Source organism: Streptomyces sp. NPDC052396 (genome assembly GCF_044593195.1).
Classification (GTDB): domain Bacteria; phylum Actinomycetota; class Actinomycetes; order Streptomycetales; family Streptomycetaceae; genus Streptomyces.
Genome location: NZ_JBIUAW010000004.1, coordinates 186,196 through 212,992 on the forward strand (window position 1 = coordinate 186,196; position 26,797 = coordinate 212,992).

Here is a 26,797-nt window from a genome sequence, read left to right on the forward strand (position 1 = left end):
CGTGGCCTGAGACACTGGCTGCGATGAGTGAGACAGCGATGCGAGTCCGTGCCCTGATCGACCTGGCCGCTCTGCGCGCCAACGTACGTGCGCTGCGGGCGCGTGCCCCACAGTCGCAGCTGATGGCCGTGGTCAAGGCCGACGGGTATGGCCATGGCGCGATCCGCTGTGCCCGGGCGGCCCGGCAGGCCGGTGCCGCCTGGGTGGGTACGGCCACCCCGCAGGAGGCGCTGGCGCTGCGTGCCGCGGGGGACACCGGGCCGCTGATGTGCTGGCTCTGGACGCCGGGCGGGCCCTGGCGGGAGGCCGTCGAGGCGGACATCGACTGCTCGGTCAGCGGGCTGTGGGCGCTGGAGGAGGTCTGCGCGGCGGCCCGGGCGGCCGGCCGCACCGCGCGGATACAGCTGAAGATAGACACCGGCCTGGGCCGCAACGGCTGCACCCCGGACGACTGGGAGCAGCTGATAGCCGCCGCACGGGCCGCCGAGGACGCGGGCACGGTCCGGGTCACCGGCATCTGGTCGCACTTCGCCTGCGCGGACGAGCCGGGGCACCCCTCCATCCAGGCCCAGCTGGCCGTTTTCCGGGACGCGGTGGCGTACGCGGAGCGGCAGGGCATCCGGCCGGAGGTCCGGCATATCGCCAACTCCCCGGCCACCCTCACGCTCCCCGAGGCCCATTTCGACCTGGTACGTACCGGTATCGCCATGTACGGAATCTCGCCGGACCCGGTGCTGGGCAGCCCCGCCGACCTGGGCCTGCGGCCGGTGATGACGCTGACCGCCACCCTGGCCTCGGTCAAGCGGGTGCCGGGCGGGCATGGCGTCTCCTACGGGCACCGCTATGTCACCCCGGGGGAGACCACCCTCGCCCTGGTCCCGGTCGGCTACGCCGACGGAATCCCGCGCGCCGGCTCCGGCACCGGCCCGGTGCTGGTCGGCGGCAAGTGGCGCACGGTGGCCGGCCGGGTGGCCATGGACCAGTTTGTGGTGGACCTGGGCGGCGACAGCGCCGAGGCGGGCGAGGAGGCGGTGCTCTTCGGCCCGGGCGACCGGGGCGAGCCCACCGCCGAGGACTGGGCGAGGGCGACCGGAACCATCGCTTACGAAGTGGTCACACGCATCTCCGCGCGGGTGCCCCGCGTCTACGTTGGTGAGGACGAGCACCAGGACGACGAGCACCAGGACGCCGATACGGGGGCCATCCATGAGCGAGGGTGACAGTGCGGGCAGGGTGACGAGCGGCGGGGCGGGCGGCCGGCTGCGGGGGGCCGGGCTGGCCGGTGCCGCGGTGGGCGTGGTCGCCGTGGGCGCGGCGGCGGGCGTCGCGGTGGAACGGCTGACCGTCGGCCGTGGGATGCGCCGCAAGGCGCGGCTGGCGCTGGACGCGGCCGGCCCCTACGGGACGCTGCGCGGTACCCCGGGCAAGGCCCGGGCCGAGGACGGCACCGAGCTGCACTACGAGGTCGACGAGCTGGACCAGGCCGGTCCGGAGCGCAGGCTGCGGATCTTCGGGCGCCGCACGGCGCCGCCGGTCACCGTGGTCTTCAGCCATGGTTACTGCCTCAACCAGGACGCCTGGCACTTCCAGCGGGCCGCCCTGCGGGGTGCGGTGCGCACCGTCTTCTGGGACCAGCGCAGCCATGGCCGCTCCGCGCGCGGCGCGGGTGCCGAGATCTCCATCGACCTGCTGGGCCGTGACCTCAAGGCGGTCATCGACGCCGCCGCACCGGAGGGGCCACTGGTGCTGGTGGGGCACTCCATGGGTGGCATGACGCAGATGGCGCTGGCCGCCCAGTACCCGGAGCTGGTCGCCCGGCGGGTGGTCGGGGCGGCCTTTCTGGCCACGTCCTCCGGCCGGCTGGGCGAGCTGACCTTCGGTCTGCCGGCGGTGGGGATGAGCGTGGTGCGGCGGGTGCTGCCCGGCGCGTTCAAGCTGATGTCGGCCCAGACCGAGCTGGTGGAGAAGGGCCGGCGGGCCGGCGCCGATCTGCTGGCCGGGATCTACCGCCGCTACTCCTTCGGCTCCCGGGATGTCGACCCCGCGGTGGCCCGCTTCGGCGAGCGGCTGCTGGAGGCCACCCCGGTCGATGTGGTCGCCGAGTTCTACCCGGCGCTGTCCGGCCATGACAAGACCGAGGCGCTGGGGGCCTTCGCCGGGATGCCGGTGCTGATCGCGGCGGGGGACAAGGATCTGGTCATCCCCAGTGGGCACAGCGAGGTGATCGCGGCCGCGCTGCCGGATGCGGAGCTGGTGCGGGTTCCGGGGGCGGGGCATCTGCTGCAGTTGGAGGCCCCCGGTCTGATCGAGGACCGGCTGGTGGCGCTGTTGGCCTCGGCCGGCGCGTGGGGTACGTCCCGCGACCGCACCGCGGGTGCGCAGGGGGCTCGCTGACCGCTTCGCGGTCGGGGTGGGTTTGTCGGGCGCGGGCCGTCGGTGGTTGTTCGCGCGGTTCCCCGCGCCCCTCAAAAGGCCGCCCGGCCCGTACCATCGGGCGGTATGAACGCCCCGCTTGAAACCTCCGGTACCTCCACCGAGCTGACCGTCAAGACCGCCGAGGAGATGCGGGAGCTGGGCCGCCGCCTGGCCGCTCTGCTGCGCCCCGGTGACCTGGTGCTCCTCTCCGGGGAGCTGGGCGCGGGCAAGACCACGCTCACCCGCGGCCTGGGTGAGGGGCTGGGGGTGCGGGGTGCGGTGACCTCGCCGACCTTTGTGATCGCCCGGGTGCACCCCTCGCTGTCCGGCGGCCCGGCCCTGGTCCATGTGGACGCCTACCGGCTGTCCGGCGGGCTGGACGAGATGGAGGACCTGGACCTGGATGTCTCGCTGCCCGATTCGGTGATCGTGGTGGAGTGGGGCGACGGCAAGGTCGAGGAGCTCTCCGAGGACCGGTTGCGGGTGTTCATCTCCCGGGCCGTGGGCGATGCCGCGCCTGAGGACGACGCGGAGGACGTCCGCACCGTCTCCGTCGCCGGCTACGGCGACCGCTGGGCGGCCGCGGATCTGGCCGGTCTCACACTCTGAAACCACTCTGAAACGCGGTAACCGCCAACGAGCCGCCGGCGAACCGCCAAGGTGCCGACATCGTGCCGACAAGCTGTCGGCACGATGTTGCGCGGGCCCGCCCGGCCGTGGTCACATGGAAGGCAGAGACACGGTTAGGTCTACCTAACCTTGCCCAGCTGCCCCAGGAGGCACTCATGTCGGCACCCGAGCCTGCTGCCGCCGCCGTGCCGGACCGCTCCGAGGAGCGGACCCCCTCGATGCGCGACCTCCTCGCGTCCTGCGCCGCGGCCGACGCGGTCTCCAAGCCGCCGGCGCAGGTGCCGCCGAAGCCGGCCGAAGGGGCCGAGGGGGAGCCGGAGGAAAACCGGGCGCACCGGGCCGCCTGAACCACCCGCAAGGGCGACCGGCGCGACCGGCGGACGCCCGCCGCTAGCCCACCACCATGATCTTGGTGTTGCGGGTGGCGAACTCCCACATCGCGCGCCCGTCCGCCGGCGTCTCCCGGATGGCGCCGGTCTTCTTGGGCGACTTGGGGTCCGGCGAGGAGCCGTCCACCGCGGCGCTGAAGCCGAAGACCACCCCGGTGGCGTCCCGCCCGAACCGCACCACATGCTCGATGGGCACCCCGTCCGACCCGGTGCCGGTGGCATCGCGCGAGGTCACCGTGTAGGCGCCGGGCGCCGGGCTGACCGAGCTGGGTGCCACGGTGAAGGACCGCGTCGCCTTCTCGTCCGCCCCCACCAGCCACACCCGCTTCTGGCCCAGGGCGTAGACGACCCGCTTCCCGGTGCCCGACCCGGCCGGCGGTGCCGCCTTGTCCGGATCCATGGGCTTGCCCTTGTCGTCCTTGGCCTTGCCCGAGGGCTGGGCGGTGGGCGAGGCCGCGGCGTGTACCGGGCGCACCGGCCGCTTGTCGTTGGCCGCCGACGCCTGGTAGGCGAGGAATCCGACCGCCGCCAGCGCACCGGCGGTGAGCCCGGCCACAACCACACCCGAGCTGTTGCGTGCCACCCTGCGCACCCTTTCGTCCTGTGTAGGGCCAGTACGGCCAGTACGGCTGTGCGGCGTACGGCCACCCGGCTGACCGTAGCACCCGGAACGTGCTCCCACCGCGCCCCCGGAGGGCCCCCGGGAGCAGTGGGCGCGCGCACCGTCCGCCCCATGCCGCGCCGTAGGCTTGTCACTGTGCTGCTGCTCGCTCTTGATACCGCAACCCCTGCCGTCACCGTCGCCCTGCACGACGGGGAGTCCGTGCTCGCCGAGTCACACCAGGTGGACGCACGCCGGCACGGCGAGCTGCTGCTGCCGGCCGTGGACCGGGTGCTCGCCGAGGCCGGCCGTGAGCTGACGGAGCTGACCGGTGTGGTGGTCGGCGTTGGCCCGGGCCCCTACACCGGCCTGCGGGTCGGCATCGTGACCGCCGCCACCTTCGGCGCCGCCCTGTCCGTCCCCGTGCACAGCCTGTGCAGTCTGGACGGCATCGCCTACGCCGCCGGCCAGGCGGGCCTCACCGGGGAGTTCGTGGTGGCCACCGACGCCCGCCGCAAGGAGGTGTACTGGGCCAGGTACGCCGACGCCCGTACCCGCGTCACCGAGCCCGCCGTGGACCGCCCCGGCGACCTCACCGAGCCGCTGGCCGGGCTGACCGTGGTGGGCGCGGGCGCGGTGCTCTACGCCGACGCCTTCTCGGACGTCCGCGCCGACCTGCCCCAGCACCAGTCGGCCTCCGCGCTGGCCGCGCTGGCCGTGGAAAAGCTGCGCGCCGGCGGTGAGTTCCTGCCCGGTCAGCCGCTGTATCTGCGCCGCCCGGACGCCCAGGTGCCCGCCAACTACAAGGTGGTCACCCCCAAGTGAGCACCGTGGACGCGACCGCCGAGAAGGTGCGCATCCGCGAGATGCGCTGGTGGGACATCGCGCCGGTACTGGAGCTGGAACGCGCCCTGTTCCCGGAGGACGCCTGGTCCAAGGGTCTGTTCTGGTCCGAACTCGCCCATGCCCGGGGTGCCGGCGCCACCCGCCGCTATCTGGTGGCCGTGGATGACACCGACCGGGTGGTGGGCTATGCCGGCCTGGCCGCCGTGGACGGCACCGGCGATGTCCAGACCATCGCCGTGGCCTTTGAGCACTGGAGCACCGGCCTGGGCTCCCGGCTGCTGAGCGAACTCCTCACCGCCGCCACCGACTTCGAGTGCCGCGAGGTGCTCCTGGAGGTGCGGGTCGACAACACCCGAGCCCAACGCCTCTACGAGCGCTTCGGTTTCGAGCCCGTCGGCATCCGCCGCGGCTACTACCAGCCCGGCAATGTCGATGCGCTGGTGATGCGCCTGACCCTCGTCCACCCGGACAACCAGCAAGGAATGCCCCATGACTCGCAAGGCTGACGAACCGCTCGTCCTCGGCATCGAGACCTCCTGCGACGAGACCGGCGTCGGCATCGTCCGCGGCCACACCCTGCTCGCCGACGCGGTGGCCTCCAGCGTCGACGAGCACGCCCGCTTCGGCGGAGTGGTCCCAGAGGTCGCCTCCCGCGCCCACCTGGAGGCCATGGTCCCCACCATCCAGCGGGCCCTGAAGGAGGCCGGCGTCGCCGCCTCCGACCTGGACGGCATCGCGGTCACCGCCGGCCCCGGCCTGGCCGGCGCCCTGCTGGTCGGCGTCTCCGCCGCCAAGGCGTACGCCTACGCCCTGGGCAAGCCGCTCTATGGCGTCAACCACCTGGCCTCGCACATCTGCGTGGACCAGCTGGAGCATGGCGCCCTGCCGGAGCCGACCATGGCCCTGCTGGTCTCCGGCGGCCACTCCTCCCTGCTGCTGGCGCCCGATATCACCGCGGATGTACGGCCGTTGGGCTCCACCATCGACGATGCGGCCGGCGAGGCATTCGACAAGATCGCCCGGGTGCTCAATCTGGGCTTCCCCGGCGGCCCGGTGATCGACCGCTATGCCCGCGAGGGCGACCCGGACGCCATCCGCTTCCCGCGCGGCCTGACCGGCCCCCGTGACCCCGTCTACGACTTCTCCTTCTCCGGCCTGAAGACGGCGGTCGCCCGCTGGATCGAGGCCAGGCGCGCGGCCGGCGAGAACATTCCGGTCGCCGATGTGGCCGCCTCCTTCCAGGAGGCCGTGGTGGACGTCCTCACCCGCAAGGCCGTCCGCGCCTGCAAGGACCACGGCGTGGACCACCTGATGATCGGCGGCGGCGTTGCCGCCAACACCCGGCTGCGCGCCATGGCCGAGCGCCGCTGCGAGGACGCGGGCATAACGCTGCGTGTGCCGCGTCCCAAGCTGTGCACCGACAACGGCGCCATGGTCGCGGCTCTGGGCGCCGAGATGGTGGCCCGTGGCCGCGCCGCCTCCTCCTGGGACCTGTCCGCGGACTCCTCCCTCCCGGTCACCGACACCCACGTCCCCGGCCACGACCATGACCACTCCCACAGCCACGACCACTTCCATGAGCTGAGCAAGGACAACCTGTACTCGTGACGCTCCTGAGGCGGCTGCCCCTGCCGCCGCCCCCGCCGCCCGAGGAGATCCGCGCCTGGCCCGACCGTCAGAGCCTGCTGGCCGACCGCACCCGTGCCCTCCGTGAGGGCACTCATGTGGCGCTGTCCCTCCGCGAGTTGCTGACGGTCGGCTTCCTGGCCCTGTGGCTCAGCCTGGCCTGCTATCTGTGCGCCAAGGGGGCGCTGCTCTGCCTGGACCACCAGGACTGGCGGCAGTACGTCCCCTGGCTCCTCCTCGGCGCCCTCTTCCTGACCGGTGCCACCGGCAGCGTCGCCCTCACTCACCGCCGCGACCGCCAGTTGCGCCAACTGCTCGCCCTCTGGCAGGAGTTGGACCGTGACCCGGCCTCGGTGCGGCAGTGGTCCCAGCCCGGCCGCGCGCTGGCCTGGGCGGCCGGTGCCATCGGCTTCGGCGCGCTGGCGCTGGCGTTCGCCACCGGCCCGGCCACCGACCTGGCCGGTGCCGCGGCCTTCCTGCTCGCCGCCGTCCACAGCGCCGCCAAGGCACTGGACCACCGGCGCCGGGTGCGTCGCGAACTCTAGGGCCTTGCTTCAAGTGCACTTGAAGCCCCTAGCGTGTCCGGCATGACGGTGATCGACAGCACGCCCGTGAAGTCCCCGCCCCTGGACGCCTGTGTGTCCGTGTGGCCGGTGCATCCGCGCCCCGACGGCCAGGACCGCTACACCATCGGCGAGGTCGCGGAGTTCACCGGGATCAGGGCGCACACCCTGCGCTGGTACGAGCAGATCGGCCTGATGCCGCAGGTGGAGCGGACGCACAACGGCCAGCGCCTGTTCAGCAACCGGGACCTGGACTGGCTCGGCTTCGTGGGCAAGCTCCGGCTGACCGGGATGCCCGTCGCCGACATGGTCCGCTTCGCGGAGCTGGTCCGCCAGGGCGAGGTCAGCTATGACGAACGGCGGGAGATCCTGGAGCAGACCCGCAGCGAGGTCCTCACCCGCATCGCGGAGCTGCGGGACGCCCTCACCGTCATCAACGCCAAAATCGAGTTTCTCGCGACCGCCCGCCGGGCGTCGGAAGGGGTCTGAGCGCCATCATGAGCAACAGCATCGAGCGGATACGCAAGGTCGAACTCGGCACCGGCGGGCCCCTGGTGGGCGTCCAGGGCTTCGGCGCCATGGGCATCAGCGCCGCCTACGGTCAGACGGACACCGCGGCGGCCCGGGACACCCTGGAGGCCACCGTCGAGGCGGGCGTCACCCTGATCGACACCGCCGATATGTACGGCTTCGGGGCCAACGAGGAGTTCCTGGCGCCGTTTGTCGCCGCACACCGCGACGAGATCACCCTGGCCACCAAGTTCGGCTTCCGGTTCAGTGCCGACGAGCAGCGTTACCTGGGCATCAGCAACGATCCCGGCTATCTCAAGGCGGCCGTCGAGGCAAGCCTGCGCCGCCTGAACGTCGAGGTCATCGACCTCTACTACATGCACCGCCGGGACACCGCCGTCCCGCTCGCCGAGTCCGTCGGCGCCATGGCCGAGCTGGTACGGGAAGGCAAGGTCAAGCACCTCGGCCTGAGCGAGGTCACCGGCGCCGAACTGCGCGAGGCGCACGCCGTGCACCCGGTCACCGCCGTGCAGTCGGAGTGGTCGGTCTTCAGCCGGGACGTCGAGCGCAGCGTGGTGGGCGCGGCCGCCGAGCTGGGGATCGCCTTTGTGCCGTACTCGCCGCTCGGCCGGGGCTTTCTGACCGGTTCCTTCACCGACGCGGGCAAGGAACTCTCCAGCGACGACTTCCGGCAGTCGCTGCCGCGCTTCACCGGCGACAACGCCATGGCGAACGCGGCCCTCCTGGAGCCGCTGCGCCGGATCGCCGACGCCCATGGCGCCAGCACCGCGCAGATCGCCCTGGCCTGGGTGCAGCAGCGGGCCCAGGCGCACGGCCTGACGGTGGTGCCGATCCCCGGGACCCGCAAGCGCGGCCGCCTTCTGGAGAACACCGCGGCCACCTGGATCACGCTGTCCGCCGAGGAGTTGGCCCTCCTGGAGTCGATCGCCTCCCAGGTGGCGGGCGACCGCCACTCGAATATGTCCCTCACTTCGGCGAGCCGGGAAGGGTAGCGGAGCCGGCGGGGCGCCCCATAGGGGCGGTGGGGCGGCCGGGTCAGGCCCCGTCCAGCCAGTCCAGCGTCTGCCCATGCGGGCCCGTGCGCGCCACCGGCCGTTCGTCCAGGCAGAGGGTGAAGCGCAGCTCCTCGCCGGGCGCGCCGGGCGCCCCCGTGGCCTCGTTGGACACCCAGTGCACGGGCAGCTCCCGCATGGTCGCCGCGAACTCCTCCCGCCCCTCCGGGGGCAGGCAGGCCAGCACCGCGCTGTGGAACACCACCGTGGTGGCCCCGGCCGGTGCCGCGGCCACCAACTCCCTTACCCGTGCGTTGAGATCGCCGGTCACCAGCCGCGGCGGCTCGGCCCGCGCCACCGGCACCGCGGCGCGCAGCCGCTCCAGACGCGCCCGCTGCTCCGGCCAGACCAGCGTCTCCAGCCACCGCATATCGTCGGCCGACCGTACGTCCAGCGGGTTGAGGTCGACCCCGGCCCGGTGCACGACCCTGGGCAGCCGCTCGGGGAACGGCACCGGACCCGTCGTCCGGCAGCTCAACTCCACGGCTCCGTCCGGGCCCAGCGGCGCACGGTCGTCATAGCGGTACCGGTACCGGTCCGGGTACAGGCAGAGCCCGGCCGAGGCCCCCACCTCGATCAGCGCCAATGGCTGCGGCAGCCGGGTGGCACAGCGGGCGGGCTCATTGGTCTGGGTGAGCCGCTCCAGCATCACCCGCCGGACCCGCTCCCAGTGCCCCAGCGTCCACTCCCGGAACGCGGGGTACCCCCTCAGCACCGGCCCGCCACTGAACCGCACCGCCGCCAGCAGCAGATTGGGCTGCCGCTTGCCCCAGGGCAACTCCTCGATCAGGGCGAGCAGTTCCGGGTCCTCGGCGACTCCACTCGCCAGCTCCTCATAAGAGGGCGAATGACCCCGAACCTCCATCGCGGCAAACCTTCGATACCGCTCACCCGTATCACTCTTCACATACGTCACACGGCTATCGTTCCCCGTTGTGACGCTGCTCTACTCCCTGGCCACACTGGCCCTGGCCCCGGGGCTCTGGCCGTCGGCGCCCATGGCCGGCACAGATCCTGGGCCACCGGCGGCTGTTGCGCGGGGAACGGGCCCAACAGGAATGGCGGGCCTAGATGCGGACGCTGCGCCCGCTACCGGCGCTGACGGACCGACCGGCCGCAACGGTCCGGGCCGGCCCCGTACAGTCCGGAGTGGCGAAGACATAAGCCACGGTGCGAGTGCGGTTCTGGACGGTCAGCGGCGCGTTGAGATTCCGGTAGCAACCCGCTGGATCGGTGAAAACCCGCCCGTTCAACACAAGTTGGCCGGACGCGGCCAAGGCCGGGCCGGGATTCGTCAGAGAAAGCACCGTGGCCACGGCAAGCGCGGCCATGGCCCCCTGGACAAGGCGTCGCATGAACATCCCCCGTCGTCATACCGCTTGGGCAAGGACGTTCAACGGCTGCCCGGCCCGGAGGCGGGCCATGCCACCCGCCACTCACACGGATGACACGGCCCGGTGGGTCAGCCCCGATCCGCTCAGTGCACCGGCAGACCGTTGACCGGCTTCCCGTCCGACACCTTCTTCTCCAGGACGTCCTCCTTGCCGGAGGCCCAGGCCACGGTGATCGACTTGCCGTCGTAGCGCTTGATGGTGCCCTTGGCGTAGTCGGTCTTGCCGGACTGGCACTTGAGGTCCATGGTGATGGGCCGGGTCTCCGCCAGCTTGCCGGAGCAGGCGTCGGTACCGGCCGACACCATGGCGAAGTTGCCCGAAATGGACACGATCACCAGGCTGTTGTCCAGCAGCTTCCCCTTGGCCCAAGCGCCCTTGAGATCCGCGATGTTGAAGTCGGTGGTCTTGTCCTGGGCCGGGGCCTGGCTGCTCGGCTGCTGGTCCTGCTGCTGGCTGGGCTGAGCGCTGGCCGAGGCCGAGCCATCGGCCTTCTTGTCGCCGCCGTCGCTGCTCTTGCTGCAACCCGTCATCAGCACAGCGGCGATGACCGCCGCCCCCGTGATCTGTGCTGCCTTACGCACGTCTGTTTTCTCCTCCGTATGGGAACAAGGCACGTCAACCTACCTCAGCCATACAGGGGACCGCCCATTCAGCACCCGTTTATCGCTTGGCGATCGGACCCCCGGATGGTGGTCCGGCCAGCCGCAGTGACTGGCACTTCGCACCTTCGAGACGGAGACATCGTTATGCGATCGACAAAAAGGCAGGCGGCCCTCGGCCTCGCCGCCCTCGCGCTGGCAGGCACCATCGGGGCGGCCGGCACCACCGCCGCCTCCGCCGCGCCGTCGCACCAGACGACCAGCCACACCGCCGCCAAGCCCCAACGAGCCCTGGACATAGTCCTGCCCGGCGGATCGGAGCTCGACCGGGGCAACAGCATGTACGCCAACAACTCCACGCTGACCATGCAGAACGACGGGAACCTGGTGCTCTACTGCCGGAGCAACCCCGTGTGGATGGCCTCGAACAGCTGGCCCAACGGCAATAGAGCCGTGATGCAGGGCGATGGCAACTTCGTGGTGTACGACGGCGGAGGCTCGGCCCTCTGGTCGTCCGGCACTTCGGGACATCCGGGCGCCTATCTGCAGGTCCAGGGCGACGGCAACCTGGTGATCTATCAGGCGGGCCAGGCGATCTGGTCCACCAACACCCAGTGCCGCTAGGACCGTGCGGTCCTGACCGGCCCCGGGTTCCGGCCCCGTGCGGGGACGGAACCCAGGGCTCAGCCGCCCAGCCGCTCCGCCACCAGGCTCAGCCAGGCGCCGGGCGTAAACGGTGCCGGCGGGTCCACCTCCATGCCCAACTCGGCGAGGGCGAGGGCGTAGTCGCTCTCTTCGAGGGGCAGGGCCAGCAGTTCGTGTAGTTCTCCGATGAGCCGGGCGAGCAGTCCCGGATCGGTGGTCTCGGCGTAATCGGCCACCGCCGCGTCGTGGTCCTCGAATTCATCGGGCATGTCCTGGGAGAACCAGCCGCCCAGGAACTGGCCGAGTTCGGGGAAGCGGGCGTGCCATTCCCAGTGGGTCCCCGGGATGGCGGGGGGCGGTACCTCGCCGTTCTCCAGGCTCTGCCGGAGGTGGCCGGCGAGGCGCCGCAGCCAGTCCTGGATCTCCTCGTCCGCAAGCCCCACATCGGGTACGGGGTAGAACTCGCCCAGCCGGAGGCGGAGCCGGCCCGGCGGGTTCTCGGCGTACTCGCGCAGCTGCGCCTCGGCGGTGGCCAGGGCCCAGGGGCGGGTGTGCCAGGTGTGGCGCAGGTAGGCGTCCAGGGCGGCGCTGCGGGTGTCGTCCGTGTCATCGGCGGCCTGCCCGAGGTAGGCCCGGATGACCTGGTCCAACTCGCCGTACTTCCGGTCGTGTTCCAGCGGCTTCAGGGACATGCGGGCGGCCTTCAGAGGTAGATGGGGAAGGTGGCGGCGACGGCGAAGCCGTGCGGGCGGGCAGGGTCCCGCTTGAGGATCACCCGGGCGGCACGGACGTCCAGGGGTTCGCGGCCGGCCAGCATCATGCTCTGCAGCAGGACGCGGCCCACCGGCTCCTCCCGGGAGGGCCAGGCGGCCTCGATGGCCAGCCGCTGCCGGGTGCCCTGGGCGAGCCAGCGGTGGATGACCTGCTCATTGCGGGTGACCACTTGCTGGGTGCACCACTGGGCGGTTTCCCGGTCGGGGTAGGTGGCGGATCGGGTCAGCACGGGACGGTCTTCTCTCAGTTGAAATTGAAGGCCCAGAACACGCCGACTTCGTCGTCGGACACGGCAATGAGGCCCAAGTCCCCCATGAGCCCGGTGAAGGAACCGCCGAAACTCTTGGTCTGCGGGTCGAAGAGGTCGGGGCGGCTGGTGGTGCGGGCGGCCGGGGAAGAGGTGTAGAACCTGGCGCCGGCACCGTAGCGGGAGATGAGCGTACGGGCATCGGCCAGCAGTTGTTCCTTGCGCTCTTCGAAGTTCCACACTCCGCGCACCGAGAACCAGTCGTCCAGCATGATCACCAGAAGCTGTACGGCCGGTTCCGGCTCCACTTCATACAGGCGCTCCGAGAGGTAGTCGACGGTGAGCGGCCGGAAGGGGAACGGGCCGCCGGCGTCGGGGTACTCGTCGCGGGCGTGCTGCATATCGAGGCTGAGCCAGCCGCGCGGGTCGTCGACATCACGGGCGAAGACGGCCAGGGCGTCCATGCGCCAGTCCTGGTGATTCCTCGGTCCGGTGCGGACGAACGGGGAGATCTCATCGAAGAGGCGGGACACGGCAGCGTGCCACTGGTCGTGACCGGGGGCGGGAGAGGCGGGCACGCTACTCCTTTCCGTTCAGCTCGGGCATGGAAGTGAGGACGACAAACGGCGGATCCAGATTGGGGTCGTACTTGAGGACCGTCTTGACTCCCTTGGTGGGAATCGCCTGTGCGTTTACCCCGTCCGTCTTGTAGCCGGAGTTGTTCACCGCGTTCGGCTGCTTGGTGACGGTGCGGCCACTGTATTCATTGTTGGGCGCATCGCAGGCGAAGGGCTCCTTGTCCCCGGCCTGCGGCGGCGGAGGACCGTCCAGCCAGGCTTTGATCGCGCTCGAGTTCTTGTCGATGTTGTACTGGGTGAGCCGCTGCGCCGAATCCATGTCGTCGAAGGAGGAGGCGGCGCCGATCTTCGGCTTTCCGTAGGGCCAGGCCTGGGTCGGGGGATCGCCCTGGTCGCGTAGCCGCTGCGCCAGCTGCTCATCGGACTTGCCCACGTGCCTGTCGATCGAGTGCGAACCGTCGAGGTCTTCCTCGCTCGCCAAGTCGATCTTGTAGATCCCCTTGGCCGTGTCCCCCGGGTTCGTGAACTTGCGCTCATGCTTGAACTGGACGAGCGCACGAGCGCCGAACGCCTCGGCGCGAGCCTCCTCGGCCTCGAATTTCGGCATGCTCCGGATCGCCTCGTCCAAGGGGGCCTTGCGCGCCTCCAGTTTGGGCACCAGTGCGTGGAGCTTGCCCTCATAGGCGGAGACCGCCGCGTTGATGGCGCCCTCGTCCAGCTTGAGCGTGATTCCCATCCCGAGCTGCTTGGCTGTCTTGAGCGCGCCCTTGGCCAGGGTCTTCAGGTCGTTGAAGATGTTGTCATCCAGCTTGATCTTCCCAATGGCCTCACGGACGGCCTTGACGTAGATCCTGTGGACTTCCTTGCGCATCTCATATGCGGCCTCGGCGAAGTCGTGCAGCACGGTGATCATCGTGTCGCAGGTGTCGATCATCACGCCAAGCGCCGGATGGTTGCTGGTGGCCCCGGTGGTGTCATGGCCCCACTCATAGCCCTGGCGTGACTTCCCCCAGTAGGCGGTGCCCCAGACCGCGCTGCAGAACTGGCGCATGGCGCCGTACCATTCGGCATTGCCCTGGTTGGTGATGGTGGACAGCTGACCGGTGAGCGTGCCATCGGTCTGGCCGAGCGCCCCCATGGGGCCCTGCCAGGCATCCGAGATCTTCTGTATCGCCTGGTAGTCGGGAAGCGGCAGTATGTCGGCTGCTTTGCCCCAGCGCAGCGCATGATGCACGATCGGCCGCAGGATCGCTTCCAGGACCTTGTCGACACCATTGAGGATGTCGTCGACAAGGCCGTTGGCACCGTCGTCGACGACACCGTTCCATTTGAGGTTGGGGACATTCCCGTAGGTCGGCGCGCTCCAGATGACAATCGGCAACGGCCGGTGGGGGGCGGGCCCCTGGTGGTTGGGGTTGGAGGCCGCGTCCGCGGTGGCGTACTGATTGGCCGTGATGGTGAAGCCGACGGCCGCGCCGCCCACGCCCTCAACCGCCTTGCCCCAGACCTGCATGACCTTTTCGCCGACATCGCGGTAGGCCTTGTTCACCGCCTCGACAGCACTGCCCGCGCCGCCCACATTGGCATGGCCGTTCAGATCCTTGAGGAACTGGGTGGCCGCCTTGTCGAGCATGCCCTGTTCCATGGCTATCTGGGTGGAGATGCCGTACAGGGCCTCGGGTTTGACGTCGATATTGCCGTTCGCCGGCGGGGCCGGGGTGGTCATCGGCCACCACTCCAGCCGTTCATCACCGCGCGGTGCGCGGCGGCGTAATTGCCGTGGCCGTTGACGACCATGCTGTGCAGCCAGCGCTGGGCGCCCTCCATGTCCTGCATGGACTTGTCCCAGGTGTCGAGCACCTCGACAAAGGTGTCGCGGGCCTCGCCCTCCCAGCCGAGGACGACCTTCTCGGTGCGGCCGTAGAGGTCTTCCAGCTTCTGGTTGAGGTCCTTGAGCAGTTCCTCCAGCTCTGTGGATATCTCGTGGAGTTTGCTGAACTTCACGGATATGGCGCCGTCGTCCGCCATGGTGTTCCCCCGATTCCCCCGATTAGTACGTGTCCAACTTGCTGGCGGGAGCGGCTGTTTGAGCCGAGTCCGCCTCCGCGTTCGCCCGGGCGAGGAGTTCGCGTTCGCCGTCCCTGGACGACTGGAGCCTGCGGAAGCTCCGCATGACCTCGAGGTCCTGGCCCGTGAAGCCGTCGCGGCTCATTTCCACACCCTGCTCGATGATGTAGAGCATTTCCCGGATGCGGTCGATGTCCTTGTTGACATCGGTCTGGAGCTGTTTGTACGAGCTGGCCGCCGCACTCTGCCAGCCGCTGTCCACGGAGTCCACCAGCTCGTTGAGATGGGTGGCCTTCTGTCTGAGGTAACGCCCCATCGAGCCGAGGTCGTTCGCCAGATCGGTCAGTTCCTTATGGCTGGCCCTGAGCCGGTCATCGCCCATGCCCCATTCACTCTCCCCCGTTGATTGACCAGTGGATGGGCCGAGCCCATACGCGTTCTTATCGTGCCATGGGGCTGGAGTGACAGTTGTTGCGACGTGACTGTGCCCGGTCCGGGGCAGTATCGCTACATGAGGGAGAACACACAGGAAGTGCACGCCCCCATGTACGAGGAGAGCCCCAATCCACCATTGCTCGGCGGCCGGCTGCCGGATCCCCAGCCACGCGAGCCCAAGGAGTCGGGCCACCCGCCGCCGACGCCCGCGCGGGTGGTTGCGCGGGCGCGGCGCCGTACGGTTCCGAAGTGGGCTCAGCCCGATGAGGACGAGGGCTGATCCAGCTGGCGCCTCAGCCGCGCCTCGGCCTCCTGCTCCTTGAGCACGGCCCGGTAGGTGGTGAGGCTGGCCGCATCCGGCGGACAGTCCCACTCCAGTCCGCCGCCGGGCGGCCGGAGTTGGACCAATGAGTCGATGTGATCCATGACTTGGCCGATGCGGCCGGTGCGGGTGTCTACGACGAAGGAGCCCAGAGGTGGCTTTTTGCTGTTCACGGGGCGAGTGTGGTTGCGGTGCGGCTACGCTCCGTAGCACCGATCGAGGTACGAGGTGCGAGGTACATCGATAGCTCGCGCCGAGGGGGTCCCATGGGAGAGGCGGAGCCGCCGACCGCCTGGCGGTACTGCGGGCATCAGATCAAGCTGTGGCGGGAGCGGGCGGGGGTTACGCGCGAACAGCTCGCGAAGGAGGCCGGGTACGACTATGAGTACGTGAAGTCGATGGAGTTGGGGCGGCGGCGGCCTACGACGCATCTGCTTCAGGTGGCGGACCACATGTGCGATGCGGGTGGCTTGTTGTTGGCCGCGCAGGGGTTCCTGAAGCCGGAGCGCACTCAGGACTTTGGGCAGGCGTTTTTGAACTGCGAGGCAGAAGCCATCGCCTTCAGCGCATGCGAATCGCTGCTTATCCCGGGGCTGTTGCAAACCGAGGAGACGGCCCGGCTCATGTACAGCAGGTGCTGGCCGCCACTGGACGACGCGACAATTGAGGAGAGGCTTGCCATCCGCATGGGGCGGCAAGCTCTCCTGCAGAAGCAGTCGACCGCGTTCGCGTTCGTGATTGGCGAGGTGCCGTTGCGCTACCAGGTCAGCGATGAGGCCGAGGCCCGAAAGAGACAGCTGCTTCGTGTGCTTGAGGTAGGCGCACAGCGCAACGTGACTGTCCAGGTCAGGCCGGCGAAAACCTACCCAGCGGGCTACAACGGCTCGTTCGCTGTCATCGAGTTGCCCAACCATGAGTGCGTTGCGTACGAGGAGGGCAACTCCACGAGTGTGCTGACAGTCGATCCAGAGATCGTCAGCGGCTTTGCCCATCGGCAGGCAATGATTGGGCGCTTGTCTCTCTGCCCTGAGGAGTCTGAGGCGTTCATCAGGAACTTGGTGGATGAGCTTTGACCAGCAGGTGTCTGCCAGAACGGCTGTCGGCATGAAGTCCAGCCACGGGAACACCGAGAGCGGCTGCGTGGCGGTATCCAGCCGTACCCAAGTCGTACACGCGGGCCGCACGCGAATGCCGGGTGGCCTAACTAGGTTGTGATCATAGGTAGTTGGGCAACGCCATCGCCGGGTGTCAGGCCCTTGCCTCAGATTTCGGCGCGGGCCGCCTGTGGCTGATCGCGCAGTTCCCCGCGCCCCTGGCGGGGCGCCCGGCAATCGGACAGGTCCTGGTCGGCCACTGCTGCTCCAGTGACGGAAAGCAGCCCGAATCGCGGTGCCGCGCCCCTCAGGGGCGCGGGGAACTGCGCGACCAGCAACCGACGGCCCGCACCCGAAAACGTCCACGACTGTGCAGCAACGGCTCCAACTCAACGTCACAGGCCAAGCAGGACCGGCCTGGCCGGCACCCCCAGGGCGATCAACGCGCCCAGGGGAGTGGCCAGGTCGCGCGGGGAGAACAGATCGCTGCCGCGATAGCCGGCGATATGGCCGAGGTGCCACCACCTCAGCCCGCTGATGTTCTCGGCCGCGAGCGCGTCGTCGGACAGGGCACCACGAGGTTCGAACCAAACGGTCCGCACAAGGAAGTAGTCGTTGACCACGCCGTCGTAGCCGACGGCATGGCCGCGCGCGACGACCACCTGATGCCAGACATGCGGCGGATCCGCGTCCAGGCCCAGAACGAGCCCCACTTCTTCCAGCAGTTCGCGCCGCAGCGCGCCAAGCGGGGTCTCACCCGGCTCGATTCCGCCGCCAGGGGCCGCCCACACGATCTTCCCCACGGGATCCGGAATCGCGAATCTGCACAGAAGGACGCGGTCGTCCTCGTCGAGGATGACCGCGCGGACCGCATGACGCAGAAGGACCGGCCGCACCCGTCCACCCTAGACAGCACACTCGGCGACCGGCCGACTCCCCGGTGAACCCACACGCAGGAGACCCCCGTACTCCTGCGCGCACCCCACCCCACCCCCAGCACCCACTGGCGCGGCGCCGGCTGAGCGGCCTGAAACCTGGTGAAACACCACCGGCGCCGCGCGGTAACCACACGCTATGGCGCCGGCGGTCACCAACCGAGTGCCCGGGGGTGCCATCAAGGGGACCGCGCACGCCAGAGGGGACCTTCGGTGCCGGGGAGAGGACAACGGGCGTCAGGATCCGCAAATGATCTGGCATACCGGAGCTGGCTATGCTGGGCGATCGTGGCCGGGAGTACCAATAACGGGACAACATCCTCATCCGTCGCTCGCCTGATCGTCGACGGTGCGACCGAACTCGGGATTTCGCGCGCCAAATACGCGCATCTCTTAGGCATCGCGCCCGAGCATCTGCATGACGACCTCTACCGCACGCCATCCGCCACGGCCATCCACATCTGGGAGTTGATGGTCGTCAAAGCCCCCTGGACGGAGGTGTCACCGCTGCTGGTGGGGCGGTCGCAGCTCGGCAGCCTGGGCCTCTGGGACTATCTGCTCACCTCCGGTCCCACCCTGCTGGACGGGGTCCGGGACTCCTCGACCTACCTGGCCGCCATCGCGGACAACGGCACCGAGGCGATCGAGATCGTGGAGGACGGTGAGCACATCACCATCAGCCATGTGAACCTGGCGGACCTCACCTATGACGCCGCCTCCGCCATCCGCTCCTTCGCGCTCGGCCTCTACCATCGACGGCTCAGCGAGGCCGCCCGGCGTCCGCTTGTTCCGGTGCGGGTGGCGCTGGCCGCCAAGGCGCCGCGGCGGCATGGCAGTCTGGCCGAGATGTATGGCACCCGGGCCATCGACTTCGAGGTGCCGGTCAGCTCCATCACCTTCCTCGCCTCCGACCTGCGCGCTGCCACGCCCTACGCACCGCCGGGCCTGTCCGCGGTGCTGCGCCGGCACGCGGAGCAGACCCTGGCCACCGCCATCCCCCTGCACAATTGGCTGGACGCCTTCCAGGTGGCCCTGCGGGCCGCGCACGGCGAGGACAATGTCACGCTCTCCTCGGTGGCCCAGCGGCTGGCCATCAGCACCCGCACCCTGCAACGCCGCCTGGATGAACACGGCACCACCTGGAGCGAACAGGTCGAGACCGTACGCCGCGAGCAGATCACCCAGCTGCTGCGCACCACCGACCTCAGCATGGAGTCCATTGCCGCCCGCACCGGTTATGGCAATGCCCGTGCGCTGCGACGGGCGGTGCAGCGCTGGTACGGGGACACTCCCGCTGCCCTGCGCCAGGCCCTCAGCGCACCGGTCTGATGAAGGCTGATGACGCCTGATGGCACCTGATCCGCCGCCCGGCGGAGGGAGTTCCCTCCCCGGGCGGAGGGACCGGCTCCGCCCGGTCGGCAGGATCAGCGGTGAACTCACCACCACCGAACGGGAGATCACCGTGTCCAAGGCAACCCTGCGCGCCGCCTCTCTCCTGGCGCTCGCCGCCGCGCTGCTGGCCACCGTCGGCGTCCCCGCCGCGTCGGCGGCACCCGCAGACAAGCCGACGACGGCCGTGGCCAAGGCGACGACCGCCGGGATCAAGGGCTGGGGCCGGATGGACTGGCCCCAGCCCGGAAACGACATCCAGGTCAGCGTGGACGCCCATGGCTCCTTCGACCGGGAGCACCCCTCCACCCCCGCCCGCTCCTGGGGAACCTTCCGCATCACGCACCGCTACAACGGGCCGGCCGGGCCCGCATAGTTCAACTGGGGTGATTTCAAGGTGGATTGCGTACGGGTCGGCGGCCCGGTGGCCACCGTCACCGGGACGATCACCGATGCCGGGCCGTACTGGAAGGACTTCCTGCACTGGAAGGACGGAAAGCCGATCCGCATGGGTGTGAGCTTCTATGTCGCGGGGAAGCACGCGGGCCCGAGCCGGATCGGCCTTTCCGGGGCGACCGCGAAGGACGAGCCTCCGCTGACCAAGTGCATGGGCGTGGCGCCGGACAGCAAGGTGGTCAAGGGTGGTTACCGCATCCAGGACAACCGCCGGTGATGTCGGCCGAGTAATGATGGCGGATGAGTGACAATGCCGCCATGACCGAAGACCAGACCCGCGAGCCCGCCCGTCCGCTGCTGCGTCGCCGTCAGGATGGTGAACTCATCGATGTCGCCGGTGTCGCCCACTTCTTCCGGCTCACCGGCGAGGACACGGATGGGCGGTTCGCCTTCGAGGAGTTCAGCCTCGCTCCCGGGACCATCGGTGCCAGGCCGCATGTTCATGAGGGACATGATGAATACTTCTACGTTCTGGAGGGCGAGTTGACCCTCCATACTGGAGACGGCGAGGTGACGGCCAACCCCGGGGACCTGCTGGCCGCGACCCGTGGCACCCCGCATGGGTTCCGTAACGCGGGGCAGGTCACCACGCGTGCCCTGTGCCTCTACACCCCGGCCGGCTATGAGAACTACTTCCGCGATGTCCACGCCGCGGTGAGCGCCGGAGCCGAGGTGACCGATGAGCTGCTGGCCGAATTCCGCAGCCGTTACCGGACCAGCTCGCACCAGGGTCCGTCGGATGGCCCCGCGGAATAGCGCGGAACAGGACGGAAGGCCGCCTCGGCGGCGGCGCTGCCGGTGAGTGCTTGACCGATCAGATCGGCTGAGGTTCGCCGATATGACGCACGAGGTCGCGGTAGGGGAGGGCGACCGTCGGGTACTCGGTGATGGCGAGTTGTCGCTCGATCCCTTCGAGCAGCGCGGTTGCCTCCTCCGCAGAGGGCGAGTTGACCTCGGTTTCGACGAAGGTGCCCACTCCGTCGACGACATCGAGACTGATGACGGAGCCGGCGAAGCCGGGATGGAGGTAGCGGGTCCGGAGCTTCGTCACCGTGGCGAGGCGGCGCATTCCCACCGCCTCCAACAGGCGTACCGCGGAAACCGCTTCCTTCGGACCGGCCAGGCGGACATTGGTCTCCACCTTGGCGATCACATCATCCGCGCTGTGCGTGGCCGTGTCGGACGCCGGCTTGTAGGTGATTTCCGCGAACCCGTCGCGTCGGCGGATCCGCAAGCACTCCACGGTTTCCAGGTAGTCGACGTCGGGCCTGCTGTAGTAGATGTCGACCTCGGTCACCGTACCCTTGTCCAGATATCCGAGCCGTTGCAGCCGGGACCTCACGACAGCGCCGTCATCGGGAAGCCGGCGCTTCCGCTCGATTTCGATGAGTTCACTGTGCATGGCGTCCTCCTGTGTTCAGCGCCGAGTGGATGTGAGCGAGATCAGTCCTGCTGCACCACCGTTGAAGGGTGGCCAGAGCGGACCCAACTGCTTGGTGATCCGCGAGCGGTGCGTTCGAGAAGAGCACCAGTTGTTTCGCGTCCCGCAATGGGTTCGACAGAGTCCTCCTGAGGTACCGGTTGTAGTAGCTGCGGTCGCGTTCGGTGACATCGGATACCCGGACCGGCACCAGTATCGTTTGGTCGGCCCTGCGAGCTGCGACCGAACTCACGGCGAATGTGGTGAGCAACTCGCCGACCGTCAGGTAGGCGTAAGTCTCGCGCCCTTCGCGAACGACCCACCGGTCCCAGATGCCGCCGCACTCCGCTTCACCCTGCTCGGCTTGGTCGAGGAAGACCGACAGCGCGGTGTCGGTGACTTCATCGAAGAGGTCGCCGTCCACGGTGTAGTGGTCCGTACAGCTCTCGCTCAGCATGGGAAGCAGCGCCCCTTGCGCGGCCGGCAGCCCGTCCCGTCCGGTGAGGATGTAGTGCACCCGCTTGTGACCAGCCCGGGCATCAAGCCAGTCCGGGGGCAGCCGGTCGTCGAGAATCGGCCTGAACCCAAGGGCCCCGGATCGCCAGACATGGTCCCGGAATGTGATGTAGTGCCGCTGCACCTCGCGGAACAGTCCCACAGGTGCGGAGACAAACGCGGGTGCTCCGTCATCGAGGCGTTCAACCGGCACGATCCGGGAATGCTGCCGGAACAGCATTTCGTCGTGCGCGCCGTGGTAGGGGTGTGTTCCCTCGCGCAGGTATTGCGGGACGAACATGCGAAGGAACTGCAGCCACGGTTTCGCATCGTAGAGGTGGACCGAACGCTGGTGCAGAGACGGTGCGTTGACGGCATAGACGTCCCGGTAGGCGAAGAAGCCACCCGGACGCAGAACGCCGGGCAATGTCCTGGCCATCGAATGAACACCGCCGTAACCGCCGCCGTAGGAGTACACCTCGTGCAGGAGCGCGGACGCGCTGATCACGTCCACGGGTTCCTCAAGGATGGTGTCGAGATCTTGGGCGAACCCGCTGACCAAGTCACAGGTTCCGACCTGATTGAACTGGTTCATCGCCTTGACCAGCGACGCCGACGCCACTCCCGGCGCTTCGATCACCGTGAGGTTGACCTGGCCTCGCCGCCTGGGATCCGCCGCCAGCCGGTCGGCCAGGGAGAGGACCGCCGCGCCCCCGCCGGGGCCGATCTCCACCACCTGCGGATGGGGCGTCTGCACGCGCCGCAAAGCGCGGTGGACCAGAAGCGCCTTTTCTTCACCGTGTGCGTTGGCCGCCACATCAAGGTAGGCGGCATCAGACTTGTGCTCACTGGCGAACGCGGTTTCGCCCATCGATGTCTCCTTCGCCGAACCGTGCTGGGCTATGCATCAAGGAGTAGAGCCCAAATAGCCCGCAGCGCCCATGCGTTGGCGGTGGTACGGGGGTGGTCCTGTCCGCGTATGGCGCAGCGGTGTGATGTCGCCGGTGGTGGAATGGAGGGGTGGACGAGTCGATCCGGCATCCCCTGGTGTACGCCCGCTCGCTACGCGGCTGGTCGCAGACCGATCTTGCCGTTCGGATGGGTCGGTCGGCCCGTGGGCACGGACTTCGCTCCGGTGCGGACAAGTCCCTCATCAGTAAGTGGGAACGTTGGCGCAAGGTGCCGAATCAGGAATCTCAGCTGCTCCTCGCCGAAGCCTTCGGTGTCGACCCCGGCCTACTGAGCGTGCTCGACTGGCCGCACTGGCTTCCCGGCCGTGACGACCCGATCTCCTTCAGCCCCACCAGCTCTGTCGCCGCACTGCGAGAGGCCCTGAAATTGTCCGTGGACCGCCGATCCTTTCTCGCGTACACCGGGGCTTCCCTCACCGGCATCGCCCTTGAATGGGCGACGGTTGCGCCATCGTCCGTGATCGGCACACCACATGGCCACCGGGTGGACGCGGAGCTCGTTCGGATGCTTGAGGAGCACAGCGCCACCCTGACCAAGCTGGCCACGGAACAGCGGCAGCACGTCGCCCCGTTGCTCGACGCCCACCTCACCGCGGTGACCGACCTGATCTCCACCGGGCGCTACACCCCCGCAATGGGACGGCGCTTGCACACGCTGGCTGCCGGCCTCTCGCAGACGGTCGGCTGGTACCACTTCGACCATGGGCAGCATGCCTCTGCCGCGCGCTTCTGGCATGGCGCGCTGCACAGCGCCCACCGGTCCGCTGATCGTGACCTGGGCGCCGGGATTCTCTCCGACCTGGCCTACCAGGCAACTTGGCTCCATGACCCGGCTACGGCCGTGCAGATTCTGGAGCATGCGATCACCGGTGCCACCCACCCCGCCGCGCGATCGGTACTCCAGCTCCGCAAGGCCAGGGCGCATGCCGCGCTGGGCGAGGAACGTGTGTGCAATCGCGCTCTCGCTGCCGCCGAGAAGGAGTTGGCGAGCGCCTCGCACGAACCCTCACCATCATGGTGCACTTGGATGTCGGATTCCGACCTGGCAGTCGACAGCGGGCGCTGCCAGATCGATCTCGGCTACCCGCGCAAGGGGCATCAACTTGTGCAGGAGGGAACGCGGTTGCTGCCGCATGCCCGTATGAAGACGCGGTCCGTCTTCCTCGCCTATGAGGCCGATGCCTTTCTGCGCTCCGGGGATGTCGAGCAGGCGGCCGCAGCGGCGTCCCAAGCCTTGACCGTGGCCCATCGCATTGGCGCACCTCGCTGTGTGGCATTGGTCCATGACCTTGTTCCGGCGTTCTCCGCCCACCCTTCTGCGGAGGGTGTCCCGGAACTGCTTCAGCTGACGCGACCGGGTGGAGGGCGCTGAGCTCCGGGCGCCGAGCCCTCTTTTCAAGGAATGGGTGGTGGGTTCAACCCACCCGCCCACCCTGCCCAACTGACCCGCGACTCGCGCGAGTTAACTTCGGCGGATTCGGTTGCGGTGGCCAGAAAGGCCCGCTTAGCGTGCGGAGCAAGCAAACGACCCCGGGTGGTGCTGGAACACCAGGCCCGGGGTCTGACCACCAAGATCGAAATGAGGCCGATCTCCATGGCTGACGCGCACTCTACCGCCGCCCCGTACCCCATGGCCAAGCCCGGCTATGGGAAGCGCAGCGCGCCGGGGCAAGCTCCTCGCAACGGGAGTGACTTCAGGCATCTGGGGGTGCGCGAGGCGTCGGTCGCCACGTTTGTCGACCGGCTGCCGGACGGGGCCGCGATGGACGCCAAGTCGCTGGCCGCCCAGCTGCCGGGCTATGGGCAGGCCGCCTGCCGTACCGCGCTGCGGCGGCTGTCCGAGGCGGGGCATCTGCGCCGGACCACCGAGCGGGTGCGCAGCGAGGATGGCACCTGGCACTGGGTGACTCGTACCCACTTCTCCCGTACCGCCCGGGACGACGCCTGGTGGGAGGCGGTGATCCGGGGCGAGGAGCAGCCGCCACCACCGGCGGCGCCGGACCGTAGCGCGGCGTATGAGCTGCTGGCCTCGCTGAGCCGGGCCGAACCCCGGCTGACGCTCTCCGCCGTGGAGTGCGCGGAGCTGGAGCCCTTGGCGGCCGCCTGGCTGGAGCGTGGTGTGCAAGTCGGCGTGGCGGTACGGGTGTTGACGGATGGGCTGCCGCAGCCCGTGCACAGTGCGGGGGCTCTGGTGCGGCACCGGCTGGTCAATAAGATGCCGCCGGTGCCCGCCCCGGCCGCCGCCCCCGTCGCCGGGCGGCGGCCGTTGCGGCTGCTGGAGTGCACGGTCTGCCGGGCGCCGGGGCGGGCCGAGGCGCTGCCGGGCGGGGTGTGCCGGGACTGCCGGGGTGAGACGGTGCCCGAGTCGCTCCGGTCCGGGGTGCATGAGCAGGTGGAACGGCTGCGGGCGATCAACCGGGAGCGGGAACGGGCGCGGTAGCGCGTGCCGGGGCGGGTGCCGGAGCGCGGCTGATCGTCAGGCGGCCACCAGGGCCTCGCCCAGGCTGGTGCGCGCATAGAGCACCAGCCGCCCGGCGCGGTGCGCGCTCACCAGGCCCGCCGCGCGGAGTGCGGTGAGGTGCTGGGAGACGCCGCCGGGGCCGGGTCGATCGGCGAGTTGGCGGGGGTGCGGGTGGCGCTGTGGACGGGGGGGCTGTCTGCTGGCGCTGGCCTTTCTGCCGGTCTTCCTGTCGCCGGTCCGTGGGCGGCGGGAGCTGCCGGTGGCCGCGTCGCCGGCGCCGGTGCGGGCTGCCGCGCTCGGCGAAGCTCGTTGAGGTCAGCGAAGCTTGTTGAGGCAGAGGCTGGTGGTGCCGTCCGCGCTGTAGTCCAGGCGCGCGAGATAGCCCTTGCAGATGCCGTCGTTCTTGGTGACCCGGTAGTGGGCGAAGGGGGAGTCGCAGTCGACCGCCTCCAGATTCTGGTTGGGCCACCTGGCGTTGTTGCGCGCGCAGTCACCGACCGTGAGTCTGGTCGGCTTGGTGTCCAGGCCGTCGCCGGTCAGCAGGCCGAAGATCAGCAGGGTGGGCAGCACCAGCGCCATCAGCGCACCGGGCACGACGAACGCCAGGGCCGCCGGGCGTAGCAGGACCCGCTTGCCGGGGTCCAGCGGCGGCCGCCAGTTGCCGGTGGGCGGCGCCAGGCGGCGGAAACGGGCGCGGGGGCCGAGGACGTTGCACAGCACGGTGACCGGGGTGATGAAGGCGGAGGCCGGGCCCCACCAGCCCTGCCAGAGCGTCTGGGTGGTCAGCTGCCGGTGGATCGCGGTGCCACAGGTCCGGCAGAAGACGCCGGTCCGGCGCCGGAAGCGCATCAGGATGAGCAGGCCCTGGTGACCCCGCACGGTGGCGCGCGTGGCGGGATAGCCGCCGCATATCTCGCAGAACGGACTGGGGACGGCGGCGTGGTGGACCACTGGCACTTCCTCGGTGACGGGCGGGGACGCTCGGTGCAGGGGTGCAGGGTAGAGGAAGGCGGACACCTGGTGTCCGCGATGGCGCCTACCGTGCGGGAGTCGAGCGCGAGAAAGGTGCGGGAATGGCGGCGGTGGTACTGGTTCCGGGGTTCTGGCTGGGGGCCTGGGTCTGGGCGGACGTGGCGCGCGAGCTCCGGGCGTCGGGGCACGAGGTGTACCCGGTGACGCTGACCGGGGTGGGCGAGCGGGCCGGGGAGGCCACGCCCGAGGTGGGCGTGCGGACGCATATCGCCGACCTGGCGCGGGTCATCGAGGACAACGACCTGCGGGAGGTGCTGCTGGTCGCGCACAGCGGGGCGACCGTGCCGGTCACCGGGGTCGCCGAGCGGCTGCCCGGGCGGATCGGGCGGCTGGTCTACCTGGACAGCGCGCCACTGCCGTCCGGGGTGTCGGTGCTCGGCGCCAATTCGCCCCGGGTGCGGGAGGAATGGGCCCGGCAGGTGGCCGAGCGGGGCGAGGGCCGGCTGCTGCCGCCGCCGTCCTTCGAGCGGACGGACGGTGCTGCCGAGCTGGCCGGTCTGACGGACGAACACCTGGCGCGGCTGCGGGAGTTGGCCACCCCGGAGCCGTACGCGGCGGCCACCGGCAGCCTGGAGCTGCCGGACGGGCTGCCGCCGGTGCCGCGTTCGCTGATCTGCTGCACCTCCACCCCGGAGCAGGTGCGGGAGTGGGCGGACAGCGGGCATCCGCTGTTCGCGCCGCTGGCCGGGATGGAGGTGTGGCATCTGCCCACCGGCCACTGGCCGATGATCTCCCGGCCCCGGGAGCTGGCGGCGCTGCTGGCGGCCCTGAGCCACCGGATGCCTCCTGGGTAAGGTGGGCGCGATACACACCCCAGAGCACACCCCAGC

At 69.6% G+C, this 26,797-nt stretch carries 34 protein-coding genes and 1 pseudogene; 20 read left to right on the plus strand and 15 right to left on the minus strand.

The features are described from left to right. Positions 1–23: 23 nt before the first annotated feature. The 4 genes from alr to ACIHFE_RS12185 all read left to right on the plus strand — a co-directional run bounded on the left by alr (position 24) and on the right by ACIHFE_RS12185 (position 3,392). A complete protein-coding gene (gene alr / locus ACIHFE_RS12170; RefSeq protein WP_400105758.1) occupies positions 24–1,220 on the plus strand; it encodes an alanine racemase in 1,197 nt (398 codons plus the stop codon). After that, entirely contained in the window at positions 1,207–2,394 is a 1,188-nt protein-coding gene (locus tag ACIHFE_RS12175) for an alpha/beta fold hydrolase (RefSeq protein WP_400105759.1), read from the plus strand. Before alr ends, ACIHFE_RS12175 begins: the two co-directional genes overlap by 14 nt. A gap of 105 nt (positions 2,395–2,499) precedes the next feature. After that, entirely contained in the window at positions 2,500–3,024 is a 525-nt protein-coding gene (gene tsaE / locus ACIHFE_RS12180) for a tRNA (adenosine(37)-N6)-threonylcarbamoyltransferase complex ATPase subunit type 1 TsaE (RefSeq protein WP_400105760.1), read from the plus strand. Between the two features lie 176 nt (positions 3,025–3,200). Then, positions 3,201–3,392: a hypothetical protein gene (locus ACIHFE_RS12185; protein ID WP_400105761.1), complete on the plus strand. Its 192-nt coding sequence runs from the start codon at positions 3,201–3,203 to the stop codon at positions 3,390–3,392. Positions 3,393–3,435: 43 nt separating this feature from the next. On the opposite strand, the gene ACIHFE_RS12190 is transcribed toward ACIHFE_RS12185, so the two are convergent. Continuing rightward, on the minus strand, positions 3,436–4,017 hold the full coding sequence (locus ACIHFE_RS12190) for a hypothetical protein (protein WP_400105762.1): 582 nt from the start codon (positions 4,015–4,017) through the stop codon (positions 3,436–3,438). Between the two features lie 174 nt (positions 4,018–4,191). Here ACIHFE_RS12190 and tsaB point away from each other — a divergent pair, with 174 nt between their 5' ends. The 6 genes from tsaB to ACIHFE_RS12220 are packed head-to-tail and all read left to right on the plus strand — an operon-like array spanning position 4,192 to position 8,593. After that, a complete protein-coding gene (gene tsaB / locus ACIHFE_RS12195; protein WP_400106064.1) occupies positions 4,192–4,860 on the plus strand; it encodes a tRNA (adenosine(37)-N6)-threonylcarbamoyltransferase complex dimerization subunit type 1 TsaB in 669 nt (222 codons plus the stop codon). Between the two features lie 41 nt (positions 4,861–4,901). After that, on the plus strand, positions 4,902–5,387 hold the full coding sequence (rimI, locus tag ACIHFE_RS12200; RefSeq protein WP_400106065.1) for a ribosomal protein S18-alanine N-acetyltransferase: 486 nt from the start codon (positions 4,902–4,904) through the stop codon (positions 5,385–5,387). Continuing rightward, the gene (gene tsaD, locus ACIHFE_RS12205; RefSeq protein WP_400105763.1) at positions 5,371–6,489 is read left to right on the plus strand and encodes a tRNA (adenosine(37)-N6)-threonylcarbamoyltransferase complex transferase subunit TsaD; all 1,119 of its coding nucleotides are present in this window, start codon (positions 5,371–5,373) and stop codon (positions 6,487–6,489) included. Before rimI ends, tsaD begins: the two co-directional genes overlap by 17 nt. Continuing rightward, on the plus strand, positions 6,486–7,052 hold the full coding sequence (locus tag ACIHFE_RS12210) for a hypothetical protein (RefSeq protein WP_400105764.1): 567 nt from the start codon (positions 6,486–6,488) through the stop codon (positions 7,050–7,052). Before tsaD ends, ACIHFE_RS12210 begins: the two co-directional genes overlap by 4 nt. 42 nt (positions 7,053–7,094) lie before the next feature. Beyond that, positions 7,095–7,559, plus strand: coding sequence for a MerR family transcriptional regulator (locus ACIHFE_RS12215; protein WP_400105765.1), 465 nt, complete (start codon positions 7,095–7,097; stop codon positions 7,557–7,559). Positions 7,560–7,567: 8 nt separating this feature from the next. Beyond that, complete coding sequence (locus ACIHFE_RS12220; RefSeq protein WP_400105766.1) at positions 7,568–8,593, plus strand: aldo/keto reductase; 1,026 nt, start codon at positions 7,568–7,570, stop codon at positions 8,591–8,593. Between the two features lie 43 nt (positions 8,594–8,636). On the opposite strand, the gene ACIHFE_RS12225 is transcribed toward ACIHFE_RS12220, so the two are convergent. Both ACIHFE_RS12225 and ACIHFE_RS12230 read right to left on the minus strand, forming a co-directional pair. Continuing rightward, entirely contained in the window at positions 8,637–9,569 is a 933-nt protein-coding gene (locus ACIHFE_RS12225; RefSeq protein ID WP_400105767.1) for a DUF2332 domain-containing protein, read from the minus strand. A 561-nt stretch (positions 9,570–10,130) separates the two neighbouring features. Beyond that, positions 10,131–10,628: a hypothetical protein gene (locus tag ACIHFE_RS12230; protein WP_400105768.1), complete on the minus strand. Its 498-nt coding sequence runs from the start codon at positions 10,626–10,628 to the stop codon at positions 10,131–10,133. Positions 10,629–10,793: 165 nt separating this feature from the next. Between ACIHFE_RS12230 and ACIHFE_RS12235 the strand changes: the two genes are divergently transcribed. Then, a complete protein-coding gene (locus ACIHFE_RS12235) occupies positions 10,794–11,270 on the plus strand; it encodes a hypothetical protein (RefSeq protein WP_400105769.1) in 477 nt (158 codons plus the stop codon). 59 nt (positions 11,271–11,329) lie between these two features. Here ACIHFE_RS12235 and ACIHFE_RS12240 read toward each other — a convergent pair whose 3' ends face one another. From ACIHFE_RS12240 to ACIHFE_RS12265, 6 genes are read right to left on the minus strand one after another with little or no spacing between them, the layout of a single operon-like run. Beyond that, positions 11,330–11,983, minus strand: coding sequence for a contact-dependent growth inhibition system immunity protein (locus ACIHFE_RS12240; protein WP_400105770.1), 654 nt, complete (start codon positions 11,981–11,983; stop codon positions 11,330–11,332). 11 nt (positions 11,984–11,994) lie between these two features. Then, positions 11,995–12,294 carry an RNase A-like domain-containing protein gene (locus ACIHFE_RS12245; RefSeq protein ID WP_400105771.1) on the minus strand — a complete coding sequence of 100 codons (300 nt, stop codon included), beginning with the start codon at positions 12,292–12,294 and terminating at the stop codon, positions 11,995–11,997. Between the two features lie 14 nt (positions 12,295–12,308). After that, positions 12,309–12,890 carry a hypothetical protein gene (locus ACIHFE_RS12250; protein ID WP_400105772.1) on the minus strand — a complete coding sequence of 194 codons (582 nt, stop codon included), beginning with the start codon at positions 12,888–12,890 and terminating at the stop codon, positions 12,309–12,311. Position 12,891: 1 nt separating this feature from the next. Next, positions 12,892–14,616 carry an RNase A-like domain-containing protein gene (locus tag ACIHFE_RS12255; protein WP_400105773.1) on the minus strand — a complete coding sequence of 575 codons (1,725 nt, stop codon included), beginning with the start codon at positions 14,614–14,616 and terminating at the stop codon, positions 12,892–12,894. Next, positions 14,613–14,918 (minus strand): WXG100 family type VII secretion target, encoded by a 306-nt coding sequence (locus ACIHFE_RS12260; RefSeq protein WP_400105774.1) that lies wholly within the window; start codon positions 14,916–14,918, stop codon positions 14,613–14,615. The genes ACIHFE_RS12255 and ACIHFE_RS12260 overlap by 4 nt, the downstream gene beginning before the upstream one ends. 22 nt (positions 14,919–14,940) lie before the next feature. Beyond that, on the minus strand, positions 14,941–15,339 hold the full coding sequence (locus ACIHFE_RS12265) for a WXG100 family type VII secretion target (RefSeq protein WP_400105775.1): 399 nt from the start codon (positions 15,337–15,339) through the stop codon (positions 14,941–14,943). Between the two features lie 129 nt (positions 15,340–15,468). On the opposite strand from ACIHFE_RS12265, the gene ACIHFE_RS12270 reads away from it, so the two are divergent. Continuing rightward, positions 15,469–15,672 carry a hypothetical protein gene (locus tag ACIHFE_RS12270; RefSeq protein ID WP_400105776.1) on the plus strand — a complete coding sequence of 68 codons (204 nt, stop codon included), beginning with the start codon at positions 15,469–15,471 and terminating at the stop codon, positions 15,670–15,672. On the opposite strand, the gene ACIHFE_RS12275 is transcribed toward ACIHFE_RS12270, so the two are convergent. Continuing rightward, positions 15,648–15,887 (minus strand): hypothetical protein, encoded by a 240-nt coding sequence (locus ACIHFE_RS12275; RefSeq protein ID WP_400105777.1) that lies wholly within the window; start codon positions 15,885–15,887, stop codon positions 15,648–15,650. The genes ACIHFE_RS12270 and ACIHFE_RS12275 overlap by 25 nt on opposite strands. Before the next feature lie 93 nt (positions 15,888–15,980). Between ACIHFE_RS12275 and ACIHFE_RS12280 the strand changes: the two genes are divergently transcribed. Further along, complete coding sequence (locus ACIHFE_RS12280; protein ID WP_400105778.1) at positions 15,981–16,787, plus strand: helix-turn-helix domain-containing protein; 807 nt, start codon at positions 15,981–15,983, stop codon at positions 16,785–16,787. A gap of 416 nt (positions 16,788–17,203) precedes the next feature. Here ACIHFE_RS12280 and ACIHFE_RS12285 read toward each other — a convergent pair whose 3' ends face one another. After that, positions 17,204–17,704, minus strand: a complete 501-nt coding sequence (locus ACIHFE_RS12285) for an NUDIX hydrolase (RefSeq protein ID WP_400105779.1) — start codon at positions 17,702–17,704, stop codon at positions 17,204–17,206. Positions 17,705–18,031: 327 nt separating this feature from the next. Between ACIHFE_RS12285 and ACIHFE_RS12290 the strand changes: the two genes are divergently transcribed. The 4 genes from ACIHFE_RS12290 to ACIHFE_RS12305 are packed head-to-tail and all read left to right on the plus strand — an operon-like array spanning position 18,032 to position 20,344. Beyond that, positions 18,032–19,072: a helix-turn-helix domain-containing protein gene (locus ACIHFE_RS12290; protein WP_400105780.1), complete on the plus strand. Its 1,041-nt coding sequence runs from the start codon at positions 18,032–18,034 to the stop codon at positions 19,070–19,072. 19 nt (positions 19,073–19,091) lie between these two features. Beyond that, positions 19,092–19,508: a hypothetical protein gene (locus ACIHFE_RS12295; RefSeq protein WP_400105781.1), complete on the plus strand. Its 417-nt coding sequence runs from the start codon at positions 19,092–19,094 to the stop codon at positions 19,506–19,508. Between the two features lie 48 nt (positions 19,509–19,556). Then, a complete protein-coding gene (locus ACIHFE_RS12300) occupies positions 19,557–19,805 on the plus strand; it encodes a hypothetical protein (protein ID WP_400105782.1) in 249 nt (82 codons plus the stop codon). Between the two features lie 41 nt (positions 19,806–19,846). Further along, entirely contained in the window at positions 19,847–20,344 is a 498-nt protein-coding gene (locus tag ACIHFE_RS12305; RefSeq protein WP_400105783.1) for a cupin domain-containing protein, read from the plus strand. Positions 20,345–20,402: 58 nt separating this feature from the next. On the opposite strand, the gene cyaB is transcribed toward ACIHFE_RS12305, so the two are convergent. Both cyaB and ACIHFE_RS12315 read right to left on the minus strand, forming a co-directional pair. Then, the gene (gene cyaB / locus ACIHFE_RS12310; RefSeq protein WP_400105784.1) at positions 20,403–20,990 is read right to left on the minus strand and encodes a class IV adenylate cyclase; all 588 of its coding nucleotides are present in this window, start codon (positions 20,988–20,990) and stop codon (positions 20,403–20,405) included. After that, positions 20,980–22,374: a hypothetical protein gene (locus tag ACIHFE_RS12315; RefSeq protein WP_400105785.1), complete on the minus strand. Its 1,395-nt coding sequence runs from the start codon at positions 22,372–22,374 to the stop codon at positions 20,980–20,982. Before ACIHFE_RS12315 ends, cyaB begins: the two co-directional genes overlap by 11 nt. A gap of 149 nt (positions 22,375–22,523) precedes the next feature. On the opposite strand from ACIHFE_RS12315, the gene ACIHFE_RS12320 reads away from it, so the two are divergent. Next, a complete protein-coding gene (locus tag ACIHFE_RS12320; protein WP_400105786.1) occupies positions 22,524–23,846 on the plus strand; it encodes a multiprotein-bridging factor 1 family protein in 1,323 nt (440 codons plus the stop codon). Between the two features lie 222 nt (positions 23,847–24,068). Continuing rightward, entirely contained in the window at positions 24,069–24,914 is an 846-nt protein-coding gene (locus ACIHFE_RS12325; protein WP_400105787.1) for a hypothetical protein, read from the plus strand. 36 nt (positions 24,915–24,950) lie between these two features. On the opposite strand, the pseudogene ACIHFE_RS12330 reads toward ACIHFE_RS12325, so the two are convergent. Together ACIHFE_RS12330 and ACIHFE_RS12335 are read right to left on the minus strand one after the other, a co-directional pair. Then, positions 24,951–25,094: pseudogene (locus ACIHFE_RS12330) on the minus strand (ArsR family transcriptional regulator); the annotation flags it as partial. 156 nt (positions 25,095–25,250) lie between these two features. Continuing rightward, on the minus strand, positions 25,251–25,886 hold the full coding sequence (locus ACIHFE_RS12335) for a hypothetical protein (protein ID WP_400105788.1): 636 nt from the start codon (positions 25,884–25,886) through the stop codon (positions 25,251–25,253). Between the two features lie 122 nt (positions 25,887–26,008). On the opposite strand from ACIHFE_RS12335, the gene ACIHFE_RS12340 reads away from it, so the two are divergent. Beyond that, entirely contained in the window at positions 26,009–26,761 is a 753-nt protein-coding gene (locus ACIHFE_RS12340; RefSeq protein ID WP_400105789.1) for an alpha/beta fold hydrolase, read from the plus strand. Positions 26,762–26,797: the final 36 nt, after the last annotated feature.